The following is a 17,387-nucleotide window of genomic DNA, read 5'->3' on the forward strand; positions in this document are numbered from 1 at the left end:
ATTCGGATTCAATATGTCATTTTGTCCACATTCCGATTTTCCGCATATGGCTATTTAAAACTCAGAAAGTCCACATTCTGATTTACCGCATATGGCTATTCAGAGTGCAGAAAGCCCACATTCCGATTTTCCGCATATGGCTATTCAGAGTGCAGAAAGCCCACATTCTGATTTTCTGAATGTGGATAATTTAATTTTGAAAAGGTGAATATTTTGTGATATAATCTTAAAGTCTGCGAACATTGACGGAACAGGAAAGGATAGAAATATGAATTATTTTCTGAAAAAAGATATGACATTTAAAGAGTGGCTGATATACTGGTTTGAGACATACTCCAGACGAACTGTAAAGCGTTCTACAGCAGTTTCCTATAATGGATATATAAACGGACATATCATTCCTGAAATTGGCTCATACACGCTGTCAGAGCTTAATACGGATATCTTGCAGCGTTTTATAAATGCTCAGTCTGATAACGGCAGTCTGAAAGGCGGTGGTTTATCTCCCAAAACATTACAGAATATAAATCGAATGATACATAAATCTCTGGACAAAGCAATCGAGCTTGAGCTTATTCCCAAAAATTATGCATCTTTTGTTGAGATACCCAGTGTAGAAGAAGTCGAGATGAGAGTGCTCACCGTTAATGAGCAGAATTTGCTTGAAGCTGAGCTGTCGAGGAGCAGCGAGAAGCTTGCCTTTGGTGTTTATCTCAGTTTGACCCTTGGAATCAGACTCGGAGAAGTTTTGGGACTTCGTTGGTCTGATATTGACACACGAAAGGGGATAATACACATACGTCGCACAGCGAATCGCCTTCCAAGGATTGACGGAAAAGGAACAGAGATTGTTGTGGGTACACCAAAATCCAAAAAATCAGTAAGAGACATTCCAATCAACGAGAAATACTGTGAAAAGCTCTTGGAGCATTGGGCAAATACAAGTGTAATAATGCGAAAGCCGCCCGATAAAAATGACTACTTGTTCCGTTCATCTATCGGAGGGCCTGCTGAACCTAAGACTATGCAGGAAACTTTTAAGCGGATAACCAAAGAAGCAGGCATAGATGATGCTAATTTCCATTCGTTGCGGCATACATTTGCGACCAGAGCCATCGAAAAAGGAGCCGATGTAAAGACACTTAGCGTTATCCTCGGTCATTCAAGCGTGAATATTACGCTAAACCGCTATGCCCACGTTCTTGACGAACAGAAAAGAAAAACAATGAATATGCTCCTCGGAGAATAAAAAATCACAGAGCAGGACTGTTCCACTGCTCTGTGATACGCAGACATTATAGTTTTAATTCGGTCGTTTCTCCGAACTCTTTAATTAAAAAATCATATGTTCCAAATGATATATCGACATAATCTAAAACAAGGTCATATTCTAAAGGAATTTTATATAGTCTTAATTTTGCTGCATCAGATTCATTGTAAATCCAAAAAGGGCTATCCACTTCGTGAAATAAAAAATAATCCCCTTGTAAGATATCACAATTATCACAGCAGTTTGCTAAATATGTATATCCTGCAAATTTTGAATATCTTTCCTTATAATTAAAATTATTTTGAAGATATGCTAAAATCTTATCGGGAATGGGAGCAATGTGTGAAGCTATATGAACTTCTCCACCCTTATTATAATATACCCCACTATCCTCATCTTCAGAAAAATGGAAATAGCTTTCTATTCCATAGCCAATAACTCGTGTATTGCCTTTGCATTTATAACAGGTCTGTTCTGCTTCAACAATATATAGATGGTTACATAAAATCCAGAAATCATCGGATGCTGAAATCCACCTTTTAAATTTGTAGTAGTTTTTTTCACTTGGAACATACCATTTCTTTAAATCATTATTCCACCAAGCCCCTAAAGCCTTAGCTTGATCTTTTTCAGCATAAGGAACATTTAACAATACAGCCATCATTTCTACCCCTAAATAAAAAAAGGACTATGCTTTTAAGCAATAATCCTAATACTTGATGCCGCAGACCAGACTTGAACCATCTTGAACCGGTACGGAAGTTAATCCGAGGGCTTTTAAACCCCTTGTATCTGCTAATTCCACCACTGTGGCTAAAAAAACGCTTGACAATTAAAAAGATATGTAGTATAATGTAATGGATAAAACAAATGCACCCACACGTTGAAAGCAGTCTGCAAACTACTTTCAACGCATCATCAAACAGATTAACACAAAATCTGAATGACTTAGTGAATGCCATTTATTATCCTGAACTTAATTATACAGGATTATAATACATTTGTCAAGCTGTTCAAGCGAAAATCTGTTTGGTAAAAAGTGCAGATTTTCAGATGTTTGAACAGCTTGATTTTTATTTGGTTGCGGAGGCAGGATTTGAACCTACGACCTTCGGGTTATGAGCCCGACGAGCTACCGAGCTGCTCCACTCCGCGATATTTTAAGCACTTTACCTGAGTGCTTAATTATTATAGCACAATAATACTCACTTGTCAATACCTTTTTGAAAAAAATTTTTTCAACGCAAAAAATACCATATACTATATAAATATGCGCCCTGTCTGACCTTATATCTCAGCCGCCGTAGCAGATATGTTCGCTGCGGTCTATCCTGTGTTCTATGCTCATTTCTCCGAAGCCGAAAAGGGCATAAAATGGCTTGATGTTGTCGCCGCCGCTTACGATGCCGTTTTCCACGCCCAGGTCGGATATCCATGTGCAGTCCACATAATACCACTGACCGTCCAGCGCAACAGCGTTCCATGTGTGGTTTGCGGGAGCTTCCGCCAGCTGTGCTCTGCTGTAGCCCTCGCTGGAGGAGCCGCCTTTAAGGTAAAGGCAATATATCCCCTGGCTGTGGCACAGCGCCGAATAAAAATTGGCAAAGCCGCCGCAGGTGGTTTTCATTCCGTTGTTCAGTATGGCCTCAAGAGATATTATGCTCAGATCTGCGGAATTATGCGCCGCATCATGATCATATGCGATATTCTGCCCCGTCCACATCGCAAGGGCATATGCCTTGCTGTAATCATCGGTGCAGCCGTCGCATACGGAATCGGATATGGCTTTTATCTGCATCATTATCTCAGCCGCAGTTTCATCATTGCCGCTTTCGGTGATATAGAGCCTGCAAAGCTCGGGGTCGGGGACTGTGTGGTTAAGGGTAAGGTACTCGTTTATGTCGATAACGCTCTCGATAGGCTCAAAAGTGCCGTATGGCGTGGTATATTCGCTTTTGTCGTTTATGACCTGAGCAGGAGCATATGCCGCAAAGCACTTTTCCTTTGCCCTTGTCTGCTTTGCCTCATAGACCGCTTCACGGTCGGAAGGATACACCTCGGGGGTTCTGTTTACATAAACAATGGCAGCAGAAATGGCTGCGGCTGTGAGAAGCAGCGCAATAACAGCAATTATTAAGTTAAGATTGCTTTTTTTGATCTGCTTCATTTTTAAACCTTTCTGCATAATTTCATTTGCTATACTAAGGATCTGTCATAAGTTGCAATAATTTTTGATAAATACCTATGATTATTCTACACGGCAAATATTATTTCAATATGAATATGCTGAGTAGTTTTTGGAAAATTAAGCTTAACAAGCCTATTTCCTGCGCTGTTGCACAAAATATCATCTTTCGGGAACAAATAAGCTATTGTACATATATGCTTTTTAAGTTATAATTATAGCAATGTAAATTTTCTTCCGCACCCCTTGACTTAAAGTCGGCTTTAAGTATTACAATATTATACAAGGGCATGATATATCGTGCTGTACTATAACAATGTAATTTAAACAGGAGGAAAATTTATGCTGCTTGAAAAGATCAACAAACCTTCGGATATCAAAACCTTTACCGCTGACGAGCTTAACACCCTTGCGGGCGAGATGAGAGATGCACTTCTCTTCAAACTCAGCAAGCACGGCGGTCACTGCGGCCCCAATCTGGGCATGGTGGAAGCTGTAATTGCTCTGCACTATGTTTTCGACTCACCTGTTGATAAAATGGTGTTCGATGTGTCTCACCAGAGCTATTGCCACAAGATGCTCACAGGAAGAAAGGACGCTTTCCTTTACGCTGACCATCTGGACGATGTTTCGGGATATACCGAGCCTTCCGAGAGCGAGCACGACTTCTTTACCATCGGTCACACCTCCACTTCCATAAGCCTGGCAAGCGGTCTTGCAAAAGCCCGTGACCTTAAAGGTGAAAAGGGCAATGTTATCGCAGTTATCGGCGACGGCTCACTCAGCGGCGGAGAGGCTATGGAAGGTCTCGACTTTGCAGGCGAGATGAAGGGCAATTTCATCATCGTTGTAAATGACAATGATATGTCCATTGCCGAAAATCACGGCGGTATCTACAAAAACCTCAGGCTGCTGAGAGAAACCAAGGGAAAGAGCGAACGCAATCTTTTCCGTGCAATGGGTCTTGACTATGTTTTCGTTGAGAACGGCAATGACATTCCCTCGCTTATTGATGCGTTCAGATGCGTTAAGGACAGCACAATTCCTGTTGTAGTCCACATCGTTACCGAAAAGGGCAGAGGATACGCTCCCGCTGTGGCAAACAAGGAGCAGTGGCACTGGTGTATGCCCTTTGACCCCGAGACAGGCAAGCCCCTTTTCACCGCTGACGGTGAGGATTACGGCACAATAACCGCTGACTTCCTTATGAAAAAGATGAAAGCGGACAAGTCCGTATGCGCCATAACCTCGGGCACTCCCATGGTAATGGGCTTTGATGCCCAAAAGCGCAAAGAGGCAGGCAGCCAGTTCATCGACGTGGGCATTGCCGAGGAGCACGCCGTTGCTCTTGCATCGGGAATTGCCGCAAACGGCGGAAAGCCCTTCTACGGCGTTTACAGCTCATTCGTTCAGCGCACCTATGACCAGATGTCCCAGGACCTCTGCATCAACAACAATCCCGCTGCTATTGCAGTGTTTGCTGCTTCCGTTTACGGAATGAGCGATGTAACTCACCTTGGAATTTTTGATATCCCAATGCTGTCAAATATCCCGAACCTTGTATATCTTGCTCCCGTTACCAAGGAAGATTATCTTGCCATGATAGACTGGGCTGTTGAGCAGAACGAACACCCCGTTGCAGTCCGTGTTCCCGCAAGCGTTATCTCCGACGGAAAGCCTGTAGCAAAGGATTTCAGCAAGCTCAACAAGTATGAAGTCACCGAGCAGGGCAGCAGTGTGGCAATAATCGCACTGGGCAGCTTCTACGGTCTCGGTCAGCAGGCAGCAAAGGCTATTGAGAGCAGAACAGGCAAAAAGCCCACTCTCATAAATCCCTATTTTATCACAGGCACAGACGATGAACTGCTGGAAAAGCTGGAAGCAGACCACTCCGTTGTTATCACTCTGGAGGACGGTATCCTGAACGGCGGCTTCGGCGAGAAGATTGCACGCTTCTACGGCAATTCCGATATGAAGGTGCTGTGCTACGGTCTCAGGAAAGAATTTCTCGACAGATATGACGCAGGTGAGGTAATGAAAGCAAACCGCCTCACTCCCGATCAGATCGCCGAGGACGTTATAAATACACTTTAAAATTCAGTATGGCGGAGTAACCGTCCTGCTGACGAAAGGACGGTTTCTTATGTCAAATCCATACCTTCCCAAGTGGGAATATATCCCCGACGGCGAGCCGAGAGTTTTCGGCGACCGCATATACGTTTACGGCTCCCACGACAACGCAGGCTCGGACAGCTTCTGCGACTATGTGCTCAAATGCTGGAGCGCTCCCCTTAACGATCTGTCAAAATGGACATGCCACGGCGAGATATTCCGCACAAAAGCCGAGAAAGACCGTCCTGCCAATACCGACTGGACAGGGGAGAACAATCAGCTTTTTGCTCCCGATGTTGTGGAAAAGGACGGCAAGTACTATTTATATGCCTATATCATCAACGCCACAGGCTGCGTAGGCGTAAGCGACCGTCCCGAGGGGCCTTTCAAGCTCCTGAGCAAATATAAATACACTGTTCCCGATGAGATATGCTGTAACGGCTGGTTCATCGACCCGGGCGTGCTTGTTGACGACGACGGCAGAGTATATATCTACTGCGGCTTTGAACGCTCCTTTATGGCGGAAGTTTCCCAGAATATGTACGAGATAAGCGGCGATACCGTTATCGAGCACATTATCCCCATAGTTCCCGACAAGGAGCATGGCTTTGCGGAAGAGGAAAGCCTGTTCTTTGAGGCCTGCTCGCCGAGAAAAATAAACGGCACATATTATCTCATCTATTCACCAAAGCGGGGAAGCCGCCTTGCATATGCCACCTCCGATAAACCCACAGGCCCGTTCACATACCGTGGCTATATCGTGGATAACGGCGTTGACTACCCAGGCGGAAATGACCACGGCTCCGTTGCCTGCATAAACGGTCAGTGGTACATATTCTACCACAGAATGACCAACGGCACTATAATGTCAAGGCGTGGCTGCGTGGAAAGAATCGAAATTCTCCCCGACGGCACTATCCCGCCCGTGGAAATGACCTCTCTCGGATTTGAAGAGACACTCAATCCTTATGAGATAACTCCCGCTGATATTGCCTGCGTACTTAAAGGCGGCGCAACCATCATCGAAAAGAATGTGTTTGAGAGGGTCATAATCAATATCACAGACGGCTGCGAAATAGGCTACAAATATTATGATTTCGGCGATGACTTTACGGGAAAAAATATGGAATTTTCAGCTGATATCATCGGCTGCGGCTGTGACTGCACCGTTCACATCTTTGCGGACGACGAGGAGATAGGCTCCTTTGATGTGGGCAGAAACGGCGGAATCATCACCTGCCCCGTAAAATGCGTAACGGGAAGGCACGCTGTATATTTAAAGGTATCATCACCCTACAGCGGCTGGACAGGGGAGTATTTCAAGGCAAGAGATCTGTTCAATCTCCGCTCATTTGTGTTTATGAAATAAAAGCTCAGCAGACTATTAAAAGAGCCGGCACAAATAAACACAAAGGTAAAAAGTTTAGTCCACCTTTTCAAAGGTGGCAGGGGTCAAGGGGGCGGCGCCACCTTGTCGCTGTCCGCAGACAGCGACATCCGTTCGTTTGCGGTAAGAATAATCAAACCGACAGCGGACAAATAAGAAAATCCATAAAGCCGCCTGCACCGAAAATTCAAAGTCTCACAAATGATAATAATATCTCAAATAAACTAAAAACTTTATTATGCAGGCGGCTTGAAACTGAAAGATGTTCCGTCAGGAACGGCGATTTCAGTTTCCGCCGATAGGCGCAGGTACGGACATATCTGCATACCATTTTAATCTGTCCGTACCTAATGCAAAGGAGACACCACCAGGTGGGAAGTATTAACCAAAGGTTAATTAAACTAAAGCAAGGGCAAAAAACGGCTTTCCCCGTGCCGCTTGTCGTCACATATTGCCGCTTCGGCACATATTCCCCCTGATGGTTTCTCCGTGCATTTGCAAAAGGCAAGCACTCACTCTTCCTTACACCCCTATTCCCATCCGTTTTTTATCCCCCTACATTTTGCTTGCCGCCGTGTCCGAACCCCGTTCATCTATTTGCACTCACTTATATAGCCACGTTTACGGACTTTGCTTCACCCCGTTCTTTTATTTGCTGTTCTTTTTTTATATGAGAGCAATTTTATAAATGTGTGCTTTTACCGCCGTGTATTTCATTTGTGGATTGGCTGACAGTTTTTCCTCAACATCGACCTAAAGATATACTATATAAAATACAAAATAACATGACATGAAAAAATTCCCGTGGATTTTGTCCCACAAGCGGGGGAAAATTTGAAAAAAGGGCTTGACAAAACGATTTCTATATGTTATGATAAAAATACCTCTTTATGGGGTTTATTTTTTTGCGCTTATTTTTGGCGCACCCCCATGGACGGGCATTCCGTCAGAGAGGGAGGCAGTGGAAAGAATTTGTCTTTCCTAAACAGTATTAACAGGAGGTGCCGATATGAGAGTAAAGGTAACATTGGCTTGCACAGAGTGCAAACAGCGCAACTACAACACAAAGAAAAACAAGAAGAACGATCCCGACAGACTTGAGATGAACAAGTACTGCAAGTTCTGCAAGAAGCATACTCTTCACAGAGAAACTAAGTAAGGGGCTGATTTGAATGGCAGATAAGAAGTCCGCAGCAAAAGCAGAAACCAAGCCTGCCAAGAAGCCTCAGGCAAAAACAGTCAAAAAGCCTAACAAAGTTGTAAAGTACTTTAAGGATCTCAAGAGTGAGTTCAAGAAGGTCGTTTGGCCTTCCAAGAAAACTGTCGTTAACAACACCTCAGTCGTTCTTGTTGCAATGATATTCAGCGGTCTGGCTATCTGGGGAATCGACTCAGCATTCGCAGCCGCACTCAAGGGTCTTCTTAATCTGGTAGGCTGATTTTCTGAAAACGGTTTTCAAAAATACTACAAAGGATGGTTGAAAATATGTCAGAGGCAGCAAAATGGTACGTTATTCACACCTACTCGGGATACGAAAACAAGGTTGCTCAGACGATCCTTAAGGTTGTGGAAAACCGTAAGCTTCACGATCTCATTCCCGAAGTCAGAGTTCCTACCGAAATGGTAATGGAAAAGAATGACAAGGACGAAATGCGTGAGGTGGAGCGCAAAATTTTCCCCGGCTATGTTCTGGTGAAAATGATCCTTACCGATGACAGCTGGTATGTTGTAAGAAATACACGAGGCGTTACGGGCTTTGTCGGCCCCGGAAGCAAGCCTGTTCCTCTCAGCGAGAAAGAGGTTGCGGCTCTCGGCGTAGATCACGGCGTAAAGGCTGCAGAGGCAGATTTCAAGATCGGAGACAGGGTGAAGATCACCACGGGTCCTATGGAGGGCTTTATCGGAGAGGTAAAGGCTATCAGCTCCGAGGACAACACCGTAGATGTTTCCGTTTCAATGTTCGGAAGAGAAACTCTTGCTACACTGGATATTTCCCAGGTCAGGGTTTCGGACGAATTCTAATTTAAAAGTTCTGGTCCGTATGGATATCATGCGGCATACGATTTATGGAGGTGTGCATTATGGCACAGAAAGTAGTTGGCTTAATCAAGCTTCAGATCGCAGCAGGTAAGGCTACACCTGCTCCCCCTGTTGGCCCTGCACTCGGTCAGCACGGTGTAAATATCATGGCATTCACCAAGGAATTCAATGAGAGAACCAAGAACGATATCGGTCTTATCATTCCTGTAGTTATCACAGTTTATGCAGACCGTTCCTTCTCCTTCATCACTAAGACTCCTCCGGCTGCTGTTCTCATCAAGAAGGCAATCAACCTTCAGAGCGGTTCCGGCGTTCCCAACAAGACCAAGGTCGGCAAGATCACCAAGGAGCAGATCAGAAAGATCGCTGAGACCAAGATGCCTGACCTCAACGCTGCTAACATTGACAGCGCAATGAGCATGATCGCAGGTACTGCACGCTCCATGGGCGTAGAGGTTGTTGACTGAGTTAAGCTTGAGTAAAGTGGGAGGATATTTCCGATTGACCACTGATAGGAGGAAAATAAATAATGAAACACGGTAAGAAATATATTGAAAGCGCAAAGCTTGTTGACAGAAACAAGCTCTACGAAAGCAATGAAGCTCTTGACCTCGCTTGCAAGGCTGCTAAGGCTAAGTTTGACGAGACCATCGAAGTTCACGTTCGTCTCGGCGTTGACTCCCGTCACGCTGACCAGCAGGTTAGAGGCGCAGTTGTTCTTCCCAACGGTACCGGTAAGAACGTAAGAGTATGCGTATTCTGCAAGGAAGACAAGTACGAGGCTGCTAAGGCTGCAGGCGCTGAGTTCGTTGGCGGTCAGGATCTCGTTGATAAGATCATGAAGGAAAACTGGATGGATTTCGACGTTGTAATCGCATCCCCCGATATGATGGGTCTTGTAGGCCGTCTCGGTAAGGTTCTCGGTCCCCGTGGACTCATGCCTAACCCCAAGGCCGGTACAGTTGCTCCCGACGTTGCAAAGGCTGTAACTGAGGCTAAGGCAGGTAAGATCGAGTACCGTCTCGACAAGACCAACATCATTCACTGCCCCATCGGCAAGGCATCTTTCGGTGCTGAGAAGCTCACCGAGAACTTTGAGACTCTTCTCGAAGCTATCGTTAAGGCTAAACCCGCTGCTGCAAAGGGTACTTACATCAAGTCCTGCACAGTTGCTTCCACTATGGGCGTAGGCGTTCCCGTTTCTACTTCCAAGTATGGTGTCTGATTCATTCAGAAAATAATTTCAAAAGCCGTCTGATTTTTTCAGGCGGCTTTTTTACTGCCCTTTTCACGGAAATAACATTCATTTTACAGCCATATCACACTGTCTGCAAACAACTGATGATTTACGTTGATTTTACTGTATTTTCTCCTGAGTATGATAGATACAAAATCCGTTTTGATATATAATAGGCTCATAAACCAATACAAAGGAGTAAAATGAATGAAAACTATCGCTAAAAGACTGTCCGCAGCGGCGGCAGCACTGGTCATCGCAGCAGGTTCCGTTTACACAGGCGTATGTCTTACTCAGAACGGCACCGTATCGGCAGCAGAAACAACAGCTGCATCTTCCGCCTACAAGGGTAAAAAGCCCAAGTACATCTTCATGTTCATCGGCGACGGAATGAGCTATCCTCAGATCCAGGTGACACAGGACTACTATTCGGCAATGCGTGACGACAACAACAACGATATCCTCGAGGCAAATTCGTATCTTAACTTCACCCACTTTGAAGCAACAGGCTCTGCGGTCACATACGATTCATCTTCATTCTGCCCCGATTCCGCTTCCACCGCAACTTCTCTTTCCACAGGCTACAAGACCTACAGCGGAACAATAAACATGGACGAGACCTATACCACATCTTATGAAACTATCGCTGAAAAGCTTAAGGATCAGATGGGCTACAAGGTGGGCATCGTTTCCAGCGTTAACCTTAACCATGCAACTCCTGCCGCATACTATGCACATCAGGCAAGCAGAAACAGCTACTATGAGATCGGTCTGGAGCTTATTGATTCCGATTTCGACTACTTTGCAGGCGGCGGACTTAAGCAGGCAGACGGTAAGAACGGCGACCGGAAGAATCTTTACGACCTTGCTGAAAAGAATGGCTACAACGTTATCATGACACAGGACGAGGCTGAAAAGCTCACTGCAAAGGACGGCAAGGCTATCATCATCGGCGAAACTCTGGCAGACTCCGACGCACTTTCCTATGCAAATGACCGCAAGACTGACGAATGGGCACTTTCCGATTACGTTGAAAAGGGCATCGAGGTTCTTGACAACGACAAGGGCTTCTTTATGATGGTAGAAGGCGGAAAGATCGACTGGGCTTGCCACGCAAATGACGCAGGCTCCACCATTGCCGACACAGTTGCTCTCGGCGGTGCGGTAAACAAGGCTATCGAATTCTACAATCAGCACCCCGATGAGACCCTTATCGTTGTAACAGGCGACCACGAGACAGGAGGTCTTACCATCGGCTACGCAGGCACAAACTACGATACATTCCTTACAAACCTCAAAAATCAGAAGCTTTCCTACGCTAAGTTTGACAGCGACTATGTTGCAAAGTACAAGGAAAACAACACAAGCTTTGAAGATGTAATGAAGGATATCACCCGTCTCTTCGGTATTAAAGCTCCCGCAGGCTCCGCTGAAAGAGAAGTTCAGAAGGACAGCGCCGACAAGCACCCCGAATCCAACAATGACGGTACTCTTGAGCTTACCGAGTATGAATATCAACTCCTCAAAGACGCTTACACCGCTACAATGACAAGAACAGGCGATGAAGAGCTGAGCCAGGCAGAATATGTTCTCTACGGCTCCTACGAGCCCCTCAGCGTTACTATCACACATCTGCTCAACAACAAGTCAGGCGTAAACTTCGCTTCCTATGCACACACAGGTCTCCCCGTAGGAGTATTCGCACAGGGCGCAGGCAGCGAGCTGTTCAACGGCTACTATAACAACACCGACATCTACAACAAGCTTGCAGAGCTTACAAACGTCAAGTAATAACAACGCCATAAGTCTTACTTCTTCATAATTGCTTCCACTCCTTAATATATGAAAAAGGCGGAGCCTGAAAGGGTTTCGCCTTATCTTTAATAATAAAGAGGAAAACATGAAAAACAAATTAAAGGAAATAATGCCCGTTATCGCAGGGCTTATCGTAATACTTATTCTGATAATCATTCCCACGGGCTTTGAGGGCGCTCAGATATTCAAAGGCACCGAACGTGTTCCCGCAAAGGTACTTTCAACAGATAACTCACAAATTGTTGATAACGGACTTATCAGAACAGGCGAACAGAGCTGCTCCGTAGAAGTGCTCAAAGGAAAATTCAAGGGAGCAGTTATAGGCAGCGCCGTTAATATGCTGACAGGCTCCTATGAAAATGACAAGATTTTTGCTGAGGGGGACAAGGCACTTATCATCATCAGCTACAGGGACAGCGAGATACTCTCCGCTGCAATGATAGACCACTACAGGCTCAATTATGAGATAATTCTTGCTGTGATATTTGCCGCTCTGCTCATAATCACCGCAGGAAAAACAGGCTTCCGCTCCCTGCTTTCCTTTATAATCACTATACTTGCAGTGTGGAAAGCAGTTGTTCCATTGTATCTCAAAGGCATTGACCCCATAGTCAGCGGTGCGGTGTTCATCACACTGCTTTCCGTAATAATAATCGCCATGGTCTATGGCTTTGACAGGCGGTGCTTTGCGGCAACTGCGGGAGTAATGTCGGGCGTGATGGTTGCGCTGGTATTCGGTGCAGTGTTCACCAACATTTTCAAGATACACGGCGCAGTAATGTCCATGTCCGAAAGTCTTCTGTACTGCGGATATGGCAATCTGAATCTCACAAGCATATTTACCGCCAGCATTTTCATCGGCTCCTCGGGAGCTATGATGGACCTTGCTGTGGATATAACCTCGGCTATGTACGAGATAACTCAGAAAAAGCCCGACATAACCGCCAAGGAGCTTATCCTTTCGGGTATGAACATAGGCAGGGCTGCCATGGGAACTATAAGCACGACCCTGCTGCTGGCTTACACGGGAAGCTGCATTGCTATGCTCATGGTATTTATGGCGCAGGGCACTCCTCTTGTGAATATCCTCAACTACAAATACGTTGCGGCTGAGATAGTCCACACCGTTGCAGGAAGCATTGGTCTTACGGCAGTTGCTCCCCTTACGGCAGTGCTTGGCGGAACTGTTCTGACCTACGGAACAAAAGCTGCAAAAAGCGAATAGAAAAAATGCTTCCTTATCAGACGATAGGGAAGCATTTTGTTATACTTTATATTCCGACAGCCTGAGGCAGTCGCTTATAAGTGCGATAAGCTCGGAATTGGTGGGCTTGTCGCCGTCAAAGCTTATCTTACAGTGAAGCTTGTCCTCAATGAACTTGCTGTCTCCGTTCTGCCTGTCCCATGCGGTGGTTATGGCATGGCGTATGGCTCTCTCCACACGGGTGGGTGTGGTCTGATTGGTCTGGGCAACGGTAGGGTAGAGCCTCTTTGTTATGCTGTCAAGGACGGTCATATCCTCGGTAGCGAGCATTACTGCCGAACGCAGATATCTGTAACCCTTTACATTGGGTGGTACTCCCATTTTCTGGATTATCTCCGTAACTGTTCTTTCAAGGCCGCTTTGGCTGCCTGTCCACAAAGAAGGCTTTTTAGTGTAAGATGCCGTTCTGTGGCCAAAATATTTCTGCAAAAGCTCTTCAAATTCCCATTCCCTGCGGCAGCAATGGACAAAGCCAAATTCGTCAAATGCAGAAGGTTCAGATGTGATAATAAAACATGGCGCATAATGCTCGATGTTCTTGAAAAAGCAGAATACCTTTAAAAGTTCATCCTTTCCTATTGATCCGGTATCTGCTGCAAATGCTGAAAAGTCAGAGTTGAGCATCGCTGACGTTATCGAGACAGCGTCAGGTCGGGTACGGACGCAGCTGTATCCAAGCTCGGTGAGAGTATCATACAGTGAACAGTATTTACTGTCGCAAACTGCTATTTTGTCAAATGAAGACATTTTATCATCCTTTCGATATTGGCTCCTTTGCCAACATATTTAATGTACATGAATATTGTCTCACTCATCCTTATAATGCGTCTCTATATGCACAATTTACGGCCGTTAATTTATGACAATATGATAACATTTATTACAATTTCTGTCAACGTGTGCACTAAGCGACAAAAGTCCCTTTTCAATGACTATGGAAGGACAAAATTATTTATTATAATAATATTACTGATTTATATCATATAAATATTATTTTTATATAATATATTTTCAATTTAAATTCAATTTTCATATTATTTGTCTCTAAATGGCTATAATACGTCATTTGGCAAGATACGCATATATGTATCGCAGCAAAAGGCATCAGTCCCCATAAGATAAACTTTTTATAAACACAGCTGTGCAGATGTTTTTTTACCGTCAAGACATATTTTTCGGATTAACGATATCTTAACCATCAGGTTTACATTTTCTGTATTCACATTCACTTTTTGATTGATTATCTCTGCTTTTTATTTTCAGTTAAGTTACAAATACTGCTAAAGGATAAGTTTTACACCGAAATTATTAACAAGTCATTGTTTATTATATTCAAACACAAAGGTCGGAAGCTTGTTCCGACCTTTGATAATTATCTTTTGCTGCAAATTTCTCCGATAGCTCTGCACAGCATATCCGTTTCAACGGTTGTGTTGAAGCATGAGGGGGAAAACCTGATAGCGCCGTTTGGGAGCGTACCTGCCGCCTTATGGGCAAGACCCGAGCAGTGCAGTCCTCCACGGAGGGCAAAGCCCCTGTCGCTGAGCAGTGATGTTGCTTCTTCGGGCAAAATGCCGTCCAGATTGAAAAGGACTATGGGAAGATATTTTGCCCTGTCACGCCTGTATATCCGCACGCCGTCCAGCCTTTCAAGTCCTGCTATGAACCTGCTGCAAAGGGCGTTCTCGTGATCGGATATCCTGTCATGACCATACCTGTTTATAAAGTCGATGCCTGCGCCTACGGAAACTATGCCCACGGTGTTTACCGTGCCGCTTTCCAGTCCCTCGGGGAGGAATGGGGTCTGCTCCAGCTCAAGGGAAGTGCTGCCAGTTCCGCCCTCCATGATATGATAGATAGGGAACTTGCCGTCGGTTATCATCAGTCCTGTGCCGGAGATTCCGAAAAGTCCCTTGTGTCCCGGCATACAAAGGATATTTATATTATCCTCCTGCATATTTACAGGCAGCACGCCGCAGACCTGTGCACCGTCCGCTATGAAGCATATGCCATGGCGGCGGCACATCTCTCCGATGCGCCTGAACGGAAGCAGCTGACCTGTTACGTTGCTGCCCAGAGTACAGACAACGGCAGCTGTTTTTGGCGTGATGAGCCTTTCAAAGTTCATCACGGTAACATCGTCATCGGGGTGCACCTCGGCAATGCTGTAGGTAAGCCCCCGCTTTGTCATTTCATAAACAGGGCGTACAACGGAGTTATGCTCTAAGTTTGAGATTATTACGTGAAAATCACGCTTTTCCCTGAGAGCCTCCTCCGCAATGCCCTTGACGGCAATATTTATACTATGTGTGCAGTTTGAGGTGAATACCACGTTCTGCGGCTCTGCGCCGAACATTTGTGCTGCCTTTTCCCTTACGCTGTAAACGGCAGACGAAGCGCTTATGGACAGCTTATGTCCGCTGCGCCCGGGATTTCCGCCGTATCTTACAATGGCATCGGCAGCGGCTCTTCTTACAGAAGCAGGCTTTGGATAGGTAGTTGCGGCGCTGTCAAAATATATCACATAAGATCATTCCCTCCGGATAATATGTTTATTTAACTTCACTTACGGTCTTATAGGGGATCTTGTTATCCTCCATAAGCTTTATAAGCTCAGCTGACGGCGCATCGGTGAGGACGCTGTAGCCGCAGCCATGTGCGATATTGGCGGGTGTACGTCTTATCTCTGCGGAATGTCCCGCTTTATTCAGAACAGTCTTTGCCTTGTTTGCAAAGGTCACTGAGGCAAAGGCTATGATATGCTTCTGCACATTATCACCCTTTCGTGATCAGCTTACCGAGCCGTATATCAATGCCTATACGCAGCTCAGTATAAGTATTATATTCACCTGACGGGCGAAGTGTCACTGTGAAGCAATATCGGGATTGACCTTTTCCCGTGAATGTGATATTATAAGTATTGTCAGGTCTCTACCATTATTTTTCCCGTGTCTTCGCTTCTGAGGGCTATGACTGCCCCTCGGATAAGATAGGCGGTAGGGTCGCCTGCGGGGCTTCTGTGGAGGCATATAACTCTCGTCCCCTCAATAAGTCCCATGTCCATCAGCCTGCGGCGCATACTGCCGCTGCTGTTCATTGCCCTGACCGTGGCTGTTGTGCCCTCGGCAAGGCTGGAAAGTGTTGTATTCATAAGTACAAGACCTCTGTTATGTTAGTTATTATATGTTATACTAAGCACCAATTAAAAACTACAAAAAATCGAGCATGATCTATGCGATGATTTTTTGTATATAGTCTTATTGGCGATTAGTATTATAATATGTTGAAATATGTTACTGTGTTAATCGGAGGAAATATGCCAAGATTTTTTATTGATGAGGACGCTCTCAGGGGCGATGAAATTGTTATCACAGGCGGTGATGCCGTTCACATCGGCAGGTCGCTTAGAATGAAAACAGGCGATGAGATAACCTTTTGCCGCATGGGGATTGAATACAAAACTGTCATCGAAAAGATGACTTCCGACGAGGTTTACTGTAAGATAACTGAGCAGTCCCCCTCCTCGTCCGAGCCGAGATTAAGGCTGTCCTTATATCAGGCTTTGCCAAAGCAGGATAAGGCGGAGCTTATCATTCAGAAATGCACGGAGCTTGGTGCGGCGGAGATAGTTTTCTTTCTCTCCCGCAGATGCGTATCACGCCCCGATGAAAAATCCGCACAGAAAAAGCTTATCCGCTGGCAGAAGATCGCTGAGGAAGCCGCAAAGCAGTCCGGCAGGGGAGAGATACCTGTTATCAGGGGCATTTTGTCCTTTGATGAAGCTGTAAACTCCTTTGCGGACAAGGATATAAGTCTTTTCTGCTATGAAAACGGCGGACAGAGGCTTTCGGAGGCTGACATATCCTCTGCCAATACCTGCGGAGTTATGATAGGCGCAGAGGGCGGCTTTGACAGGGACGAGGAAGAAAAAGCCTGTGCTGCGGGAGCAACCCCCATATGGCTCGGCAAGCGCATTCTCCGCTGCGAGACCTGCCCCATTGCAGTGACTGCTATTATTATGAATATTGCTGGGGAAATGTGAGGTTTATTGTTTGTGCTGACCTGTAAAAATGTTA

General features: G+C 45.4%; 17 protein-coding genes and 1 tRNA gene. 11 read left to right on the forward strand and 7 right to left on the reverse strand.

The window, feature by feature from the left end:
* Nucleotides 1–268: 268 nt before the first annotated feature.
* Nucleotides 269–1,249 (forward strand): tyrosine-type recombinase/integrase, encoded by a 981-nt coding sequence (locus OCV68_RS05175; protein WP_262571236.1) that lies wholly within the window; start codon nt 269–271, stop codon nt 1,247–1,249.
* A gap of 46 nt (nt 1,250–1,295) precedes the next feature.
* On the opposite strand, the gene OCV68_RS05180 is transcribed toward OCV68_RS05175, so the two are convergent.
* The 3 genes from OCV68_RS05180 to OCV68_RS05190 all read right to left on the reverse strand — a co-directional run bounded on the left by OCV68_RS05180 (nt 1,296) and on the right by OCV68_RS05190 (nt 3,437).
* Complete coding sequence (locus tag OCV68_RS05180; protein WP_262571238.1) at nt 1,296–1,934, reverse strand: DUF5710 domain-containing protein; 639 nt, start codon at nt 1,932–1,934, stop codon at nt 1,296–1,298.
* 414 nt (nt 1,935–2,348) lie between these two features.
* Nucleotides 2,349–2,425: transfer RNA gene (locus tag OCV68_RS05185), tRNA-Met, on the reverse strand.
* A 139-nt stretch (nt 2,426–2,564) separates the two neighbouring features.
* The gene (locus OCV68_RS05190; RefSeq protein ID WP_262571240.1) at nt 2,565–3,437 is read right to left on the reverse strand and encodes a transglutaminase domain-containing protein; all 873 of its coding nucleotides are present in this window, start codon (nt 3,435–3,437) and stop codon (nt 2,565–2,567) included.
* A gap of 360 nt (nt 3,438–3,797) precedes the next feature.
* Here OCV68_RS05190 and OCV68_RS05195 point away from each other — a divergent pair, with 360 nt between their 5' ends.
* The 9 genes from OCV68_RS05195 (at nt 3,798) to OCV68_RS05235 (ending at nt 13,272) form a co-directional block, all read left to right on the forward strand.
* Entirely contained in the window at nt 3,798–5,549 is a 1,752-nt protein-coding gene (locus OCV68_RS05195) for a 1-deoxy-D-xylulose-5-phosphate synthase (RefSeq protein ID WP_262571242.1), read from the forward strand.
* Nucleotides 5,550–5,598: 49 nt separating this feature from the next.
* Nucleotides 5,599–6,936, forward strand: a complete 1,338-nt coding sequence (locus tag OCV68_RS05200; RefSeq protein ID WP_262571244.1) for a family 43 glycosylhydrolase — start codon at nt 5,599–5,601, stop codon at nt 6,934–6,936.
* 1,027 nt (nt 6,937–7,963) lie between these two features.
* The gene (rpmG, locus tag OCV68_RS05205) at nt 7,964–8,113 is read left to right on the forward strand and encodes a 50S ribosomal protein L33 (protein WP_022473984.1); all 150 of its coding nucleotides are present in this window, start codon (nt 7,964–7,966) and stop codon (nt 8,111–8,113) included.
* Nucleotides 8,114–8,126: 13 nt separating this feature from the next.
* A complete protein-coding gene (secE, locus tag OCV68_RS05210) occupies nt 8,127–8,393 on the forward strand; it encodes a preprotein translocase subunit SecE (RefSeq protein ID WP_022473983.1) in 267 nt (88 codons plus the stop codon).
* 47 nt (nt 8,394–8,440) lie between these two features.
* The gene (gene nusG / locus OCV68_RS05215) at nt 8,441–8,977 is read left to right on the forward strand and encodes a transcription termination/antitermination protein NusG (RefSeq protein WP_022473982.1); all 537 of its coding nucleotides are present in this window, start codon (nt 8,441–8,443) and stop codon (nt 8,975–8,977) included.
* A gap of 59 nt (nt 8,978–9,036) precedes the next feature.
* Nucleotides 9,037–9,462: a 50S ribosomal protein L11 gene (gene rplK / locus OCV68_RS05220; RefSeq protein WP_022473981.1), complete on the forward strand. Its 426-nt coding sequence runs from the start codon at nt 9,037–9,039 to the stop codon at nt 9,460–9,462.
* 62 nt (nt 9,463–9,524) lie between these two features.
* Complete coding sequence (gene rplA / locus OCV68_RS05225) at nt 9,525–10,220, forward strand: 50S ribosomal protein L1 (RefSeq protein WP_022473980.1); 696 nt, start codon at nt 9,525–9,527, stop codon at nt 10,218–10,220.
* Between the two features lie 219 nt (nt 10,221–10,439).
* Nucleotides 10,440–12,023: an alkaline phosphatase gene (locus tag OCV68_RS05230; protein WP_262571247.1), complete on the forward strand. Its 1,584-nt coding sequence runs from the start codon at nt 10,440–10,442 to the stop codon at nt 12,021–12,023.
* A gap of 109 nt (nt 12,024–12,132) precedes the next feature.
* Nucleotides 12,133–13,272, forward strand: coding sequence for a YibE/F family protein (locus tag OCV68_RS05235; RefSeq protein WP_022473977.1), 1,140 nt, complete (start codon nt 12,133–12,135; stop codon nt 13,270–13,272).
* A 39-nt stretch (nt 13,273–13,311) separates the two neighbouring features.
* On the opposite strand, the gene OCV68_RS05240 is transcribed toward OCV68_RS05235, so the two are convergent.
* The 4 genes from OCV68_RS05240 to OCV68_RS05255 form a co-directional block, all read right to left on the reverse strand.
* Nucleotides 13,312–14,058 carry a sporulation initiation factor Spo0A C-terminal domain-containing protein gene (locus tag OCV68_RS05240; RefSeq protein WP_262571249.1) on the reverse strand — a complete coding sequence of 249 codons (747 nt, stop codon included), beginning with the start codon at nt 14,056–14,058 and terminating at the stop codon, nt 13,312–13,314.
* Between the two features lie 625 nt (nt 14,059–14,683).
* On the reverse strand, nt 14,684–15,835 hold the full coding sequence (locus OCV68_RS05245; RefSeq protein WP_262571251.1) for an aminotransferase class V-fold PLP-dependent enzyme: 1,152 nt from the start codon (nt 15,833–15,835) through the stop codon (nt 14,684–14,686).
* Nucleotides 15,836–15,863: 28 nt separating this feature from the next.
* Entirely contained in the window at nt 15,864–16,082 is a 219-nt protein-coding gene (locus tag OCV68_RS05250) for a DUF3343 domain-containing protein (protein ID WP_022474651.1), read from the reverse strand.
* 152 nt (nt 16,083–16,234) lie between these two features.
* Complete coding sequence (locus OCV68_RS05255) at nt 16,235–16,462, reverse strand: FeoA family protein (protein ID WP_147622978.1); 228 nt, start codon at nt 16,460–16,462, stop codon at nt 16,235–16,237.
* A 165-nt stretch (nt 16,463–16,627) separates the two neighbouring features.
* Here OCV68_RS05255 and OCV68_RS05260 point away from each other — a divergent pair, with 165 nt between their 5' ends.
* Nucleotides 16,628–17,353 (forward strand): RsmE family RNA methyltransferase, encoded by a 726-nt coding sequence (locus OCV68_RS05260; protein ID WP_022474649.1) that lies wholly within the window; start codon nt 16,628–16,630, stop codon nt 17,351–17,353.
* The last annotated feature ends 34 nt before the right edge of the window (nt 17,354–17,387 follow it).

The sequence above is a fragment of the Huintestinicola butyrica genome (genome assembly GCF_025567215.1).
In the GTDB taxonomy this organism is placed as follows: domain Bacteria; phylum Bacillota; class Clostridia; order Oscillospirales; family Ruminococcaceae; genus Huintestinicola; species Huintestinicola butyrica.

Excerpts from the sequence above, each read along its gene's own strand:
- OCV68_RS05175 (WP_262571236.1), top strand. The coding sequence starts at position 269 with ATGAATTATTTTCTGAAAAAAGATATGACATTTAAAGAGTGGCTGATA.
- OCV68_RS05180 (WP_262571238.1), bottom strand. The coding sequence starts at position 1,934 with ATGATGGCTGTATTGTTAAATGTTCCTTATGCTGAAAAAGATCAAGCT.
- OCV68_RS05190 (WP_262571240.1), bottom strand. The coding sequence starts at position 3,437 with ATGAAGCAGATCAAAAAAAGCAATCTTAACTTAATAATTGCTGTTATT.
- OCV68_RS05195 (WP_262571242.1), top strand. The coding sequence starts at position 3,798 with ATGCTGCTTGAAAAGATCAACAAACCTTCGGATATCAAAACCTTTACC.
- OCV68_RS05200 (WP_262571244.1), top strand. The coding sequence starts at position 5,599 with ATGTCAAATCCATACCTTCCCAAGTGGGAATATATCCCCGACGGCGAG.
- rpmG (WP_022473984.1), top strand. The coding sequence starts at position 7,964 with ATGAGAGTAAAGGTAACATTGGCTTGCACAGAGTGCAAACAGCGCAAC.
- secE (WP_022473983.1), top strand. The coding sequence starts at position 8,127 with ATGGCAGATAAGAAGTCCGCAGCAAAAGCAGAAACCAAGCCTGCCAAG.
- nusG (WP_022473982.1), top strand. The coding sequence starts at position 8,441 with ATGTCAGAGGCAGCAAAATGGTACGTTATTCACACCTACTCGGGATAC.
- rplK (WP_022473981.1), top strand. The coding sequence starts at position 9,037 with ATGGCACAGAAAGTAGTTGGCTTAATCAAGCTTCAGATCGCAGCAGGT.
- rplA (WP_022473980.1), top strand. The coding sequence starts at position 9,525 with ATGAAACACGGTAAGAAATATATTGAAAGCGCAAAGCTTGTTGACAGA.
- OCV68_RS05230 (WP_262571247.1), top strand. The coding sequence starts at position 10,440 with ATGAAAACTATCGCTAAAAGACTGTCCGCAGCGGCGGCAGCACTGGTC.
- OCV68_RS05235 (WP_022473977.1), top strand. The coding sequence starts at position 12,133 with ATGAAAAACAAATTAAAGGAAATAATGCCCGTTATCGCAGGGCTTATC.
- OCV68_RS05240 (WP_262571249.1), bottom strand. The coding sequence starts at position 14,058 with ATGTCTTCATTTGACAAAATAGCAGTTTGCGACAGTAAATACTGTTCA.
- OCV68_RS05255 (WP_147622978.1), bottom strand. The coding sequence starts at position 16,462 with ATGAATACAACACTTTCCAGCCTTGCCGAGGGCACAACAGCCACGGTC.
- OCV68_RS05260 (WP_022474649.1), top strand. The coding sequence starts at position 16,628 with ATGCCAAGATTTTTTATTGATGAGGACGCTCTCAGGGGCGATGAAATT.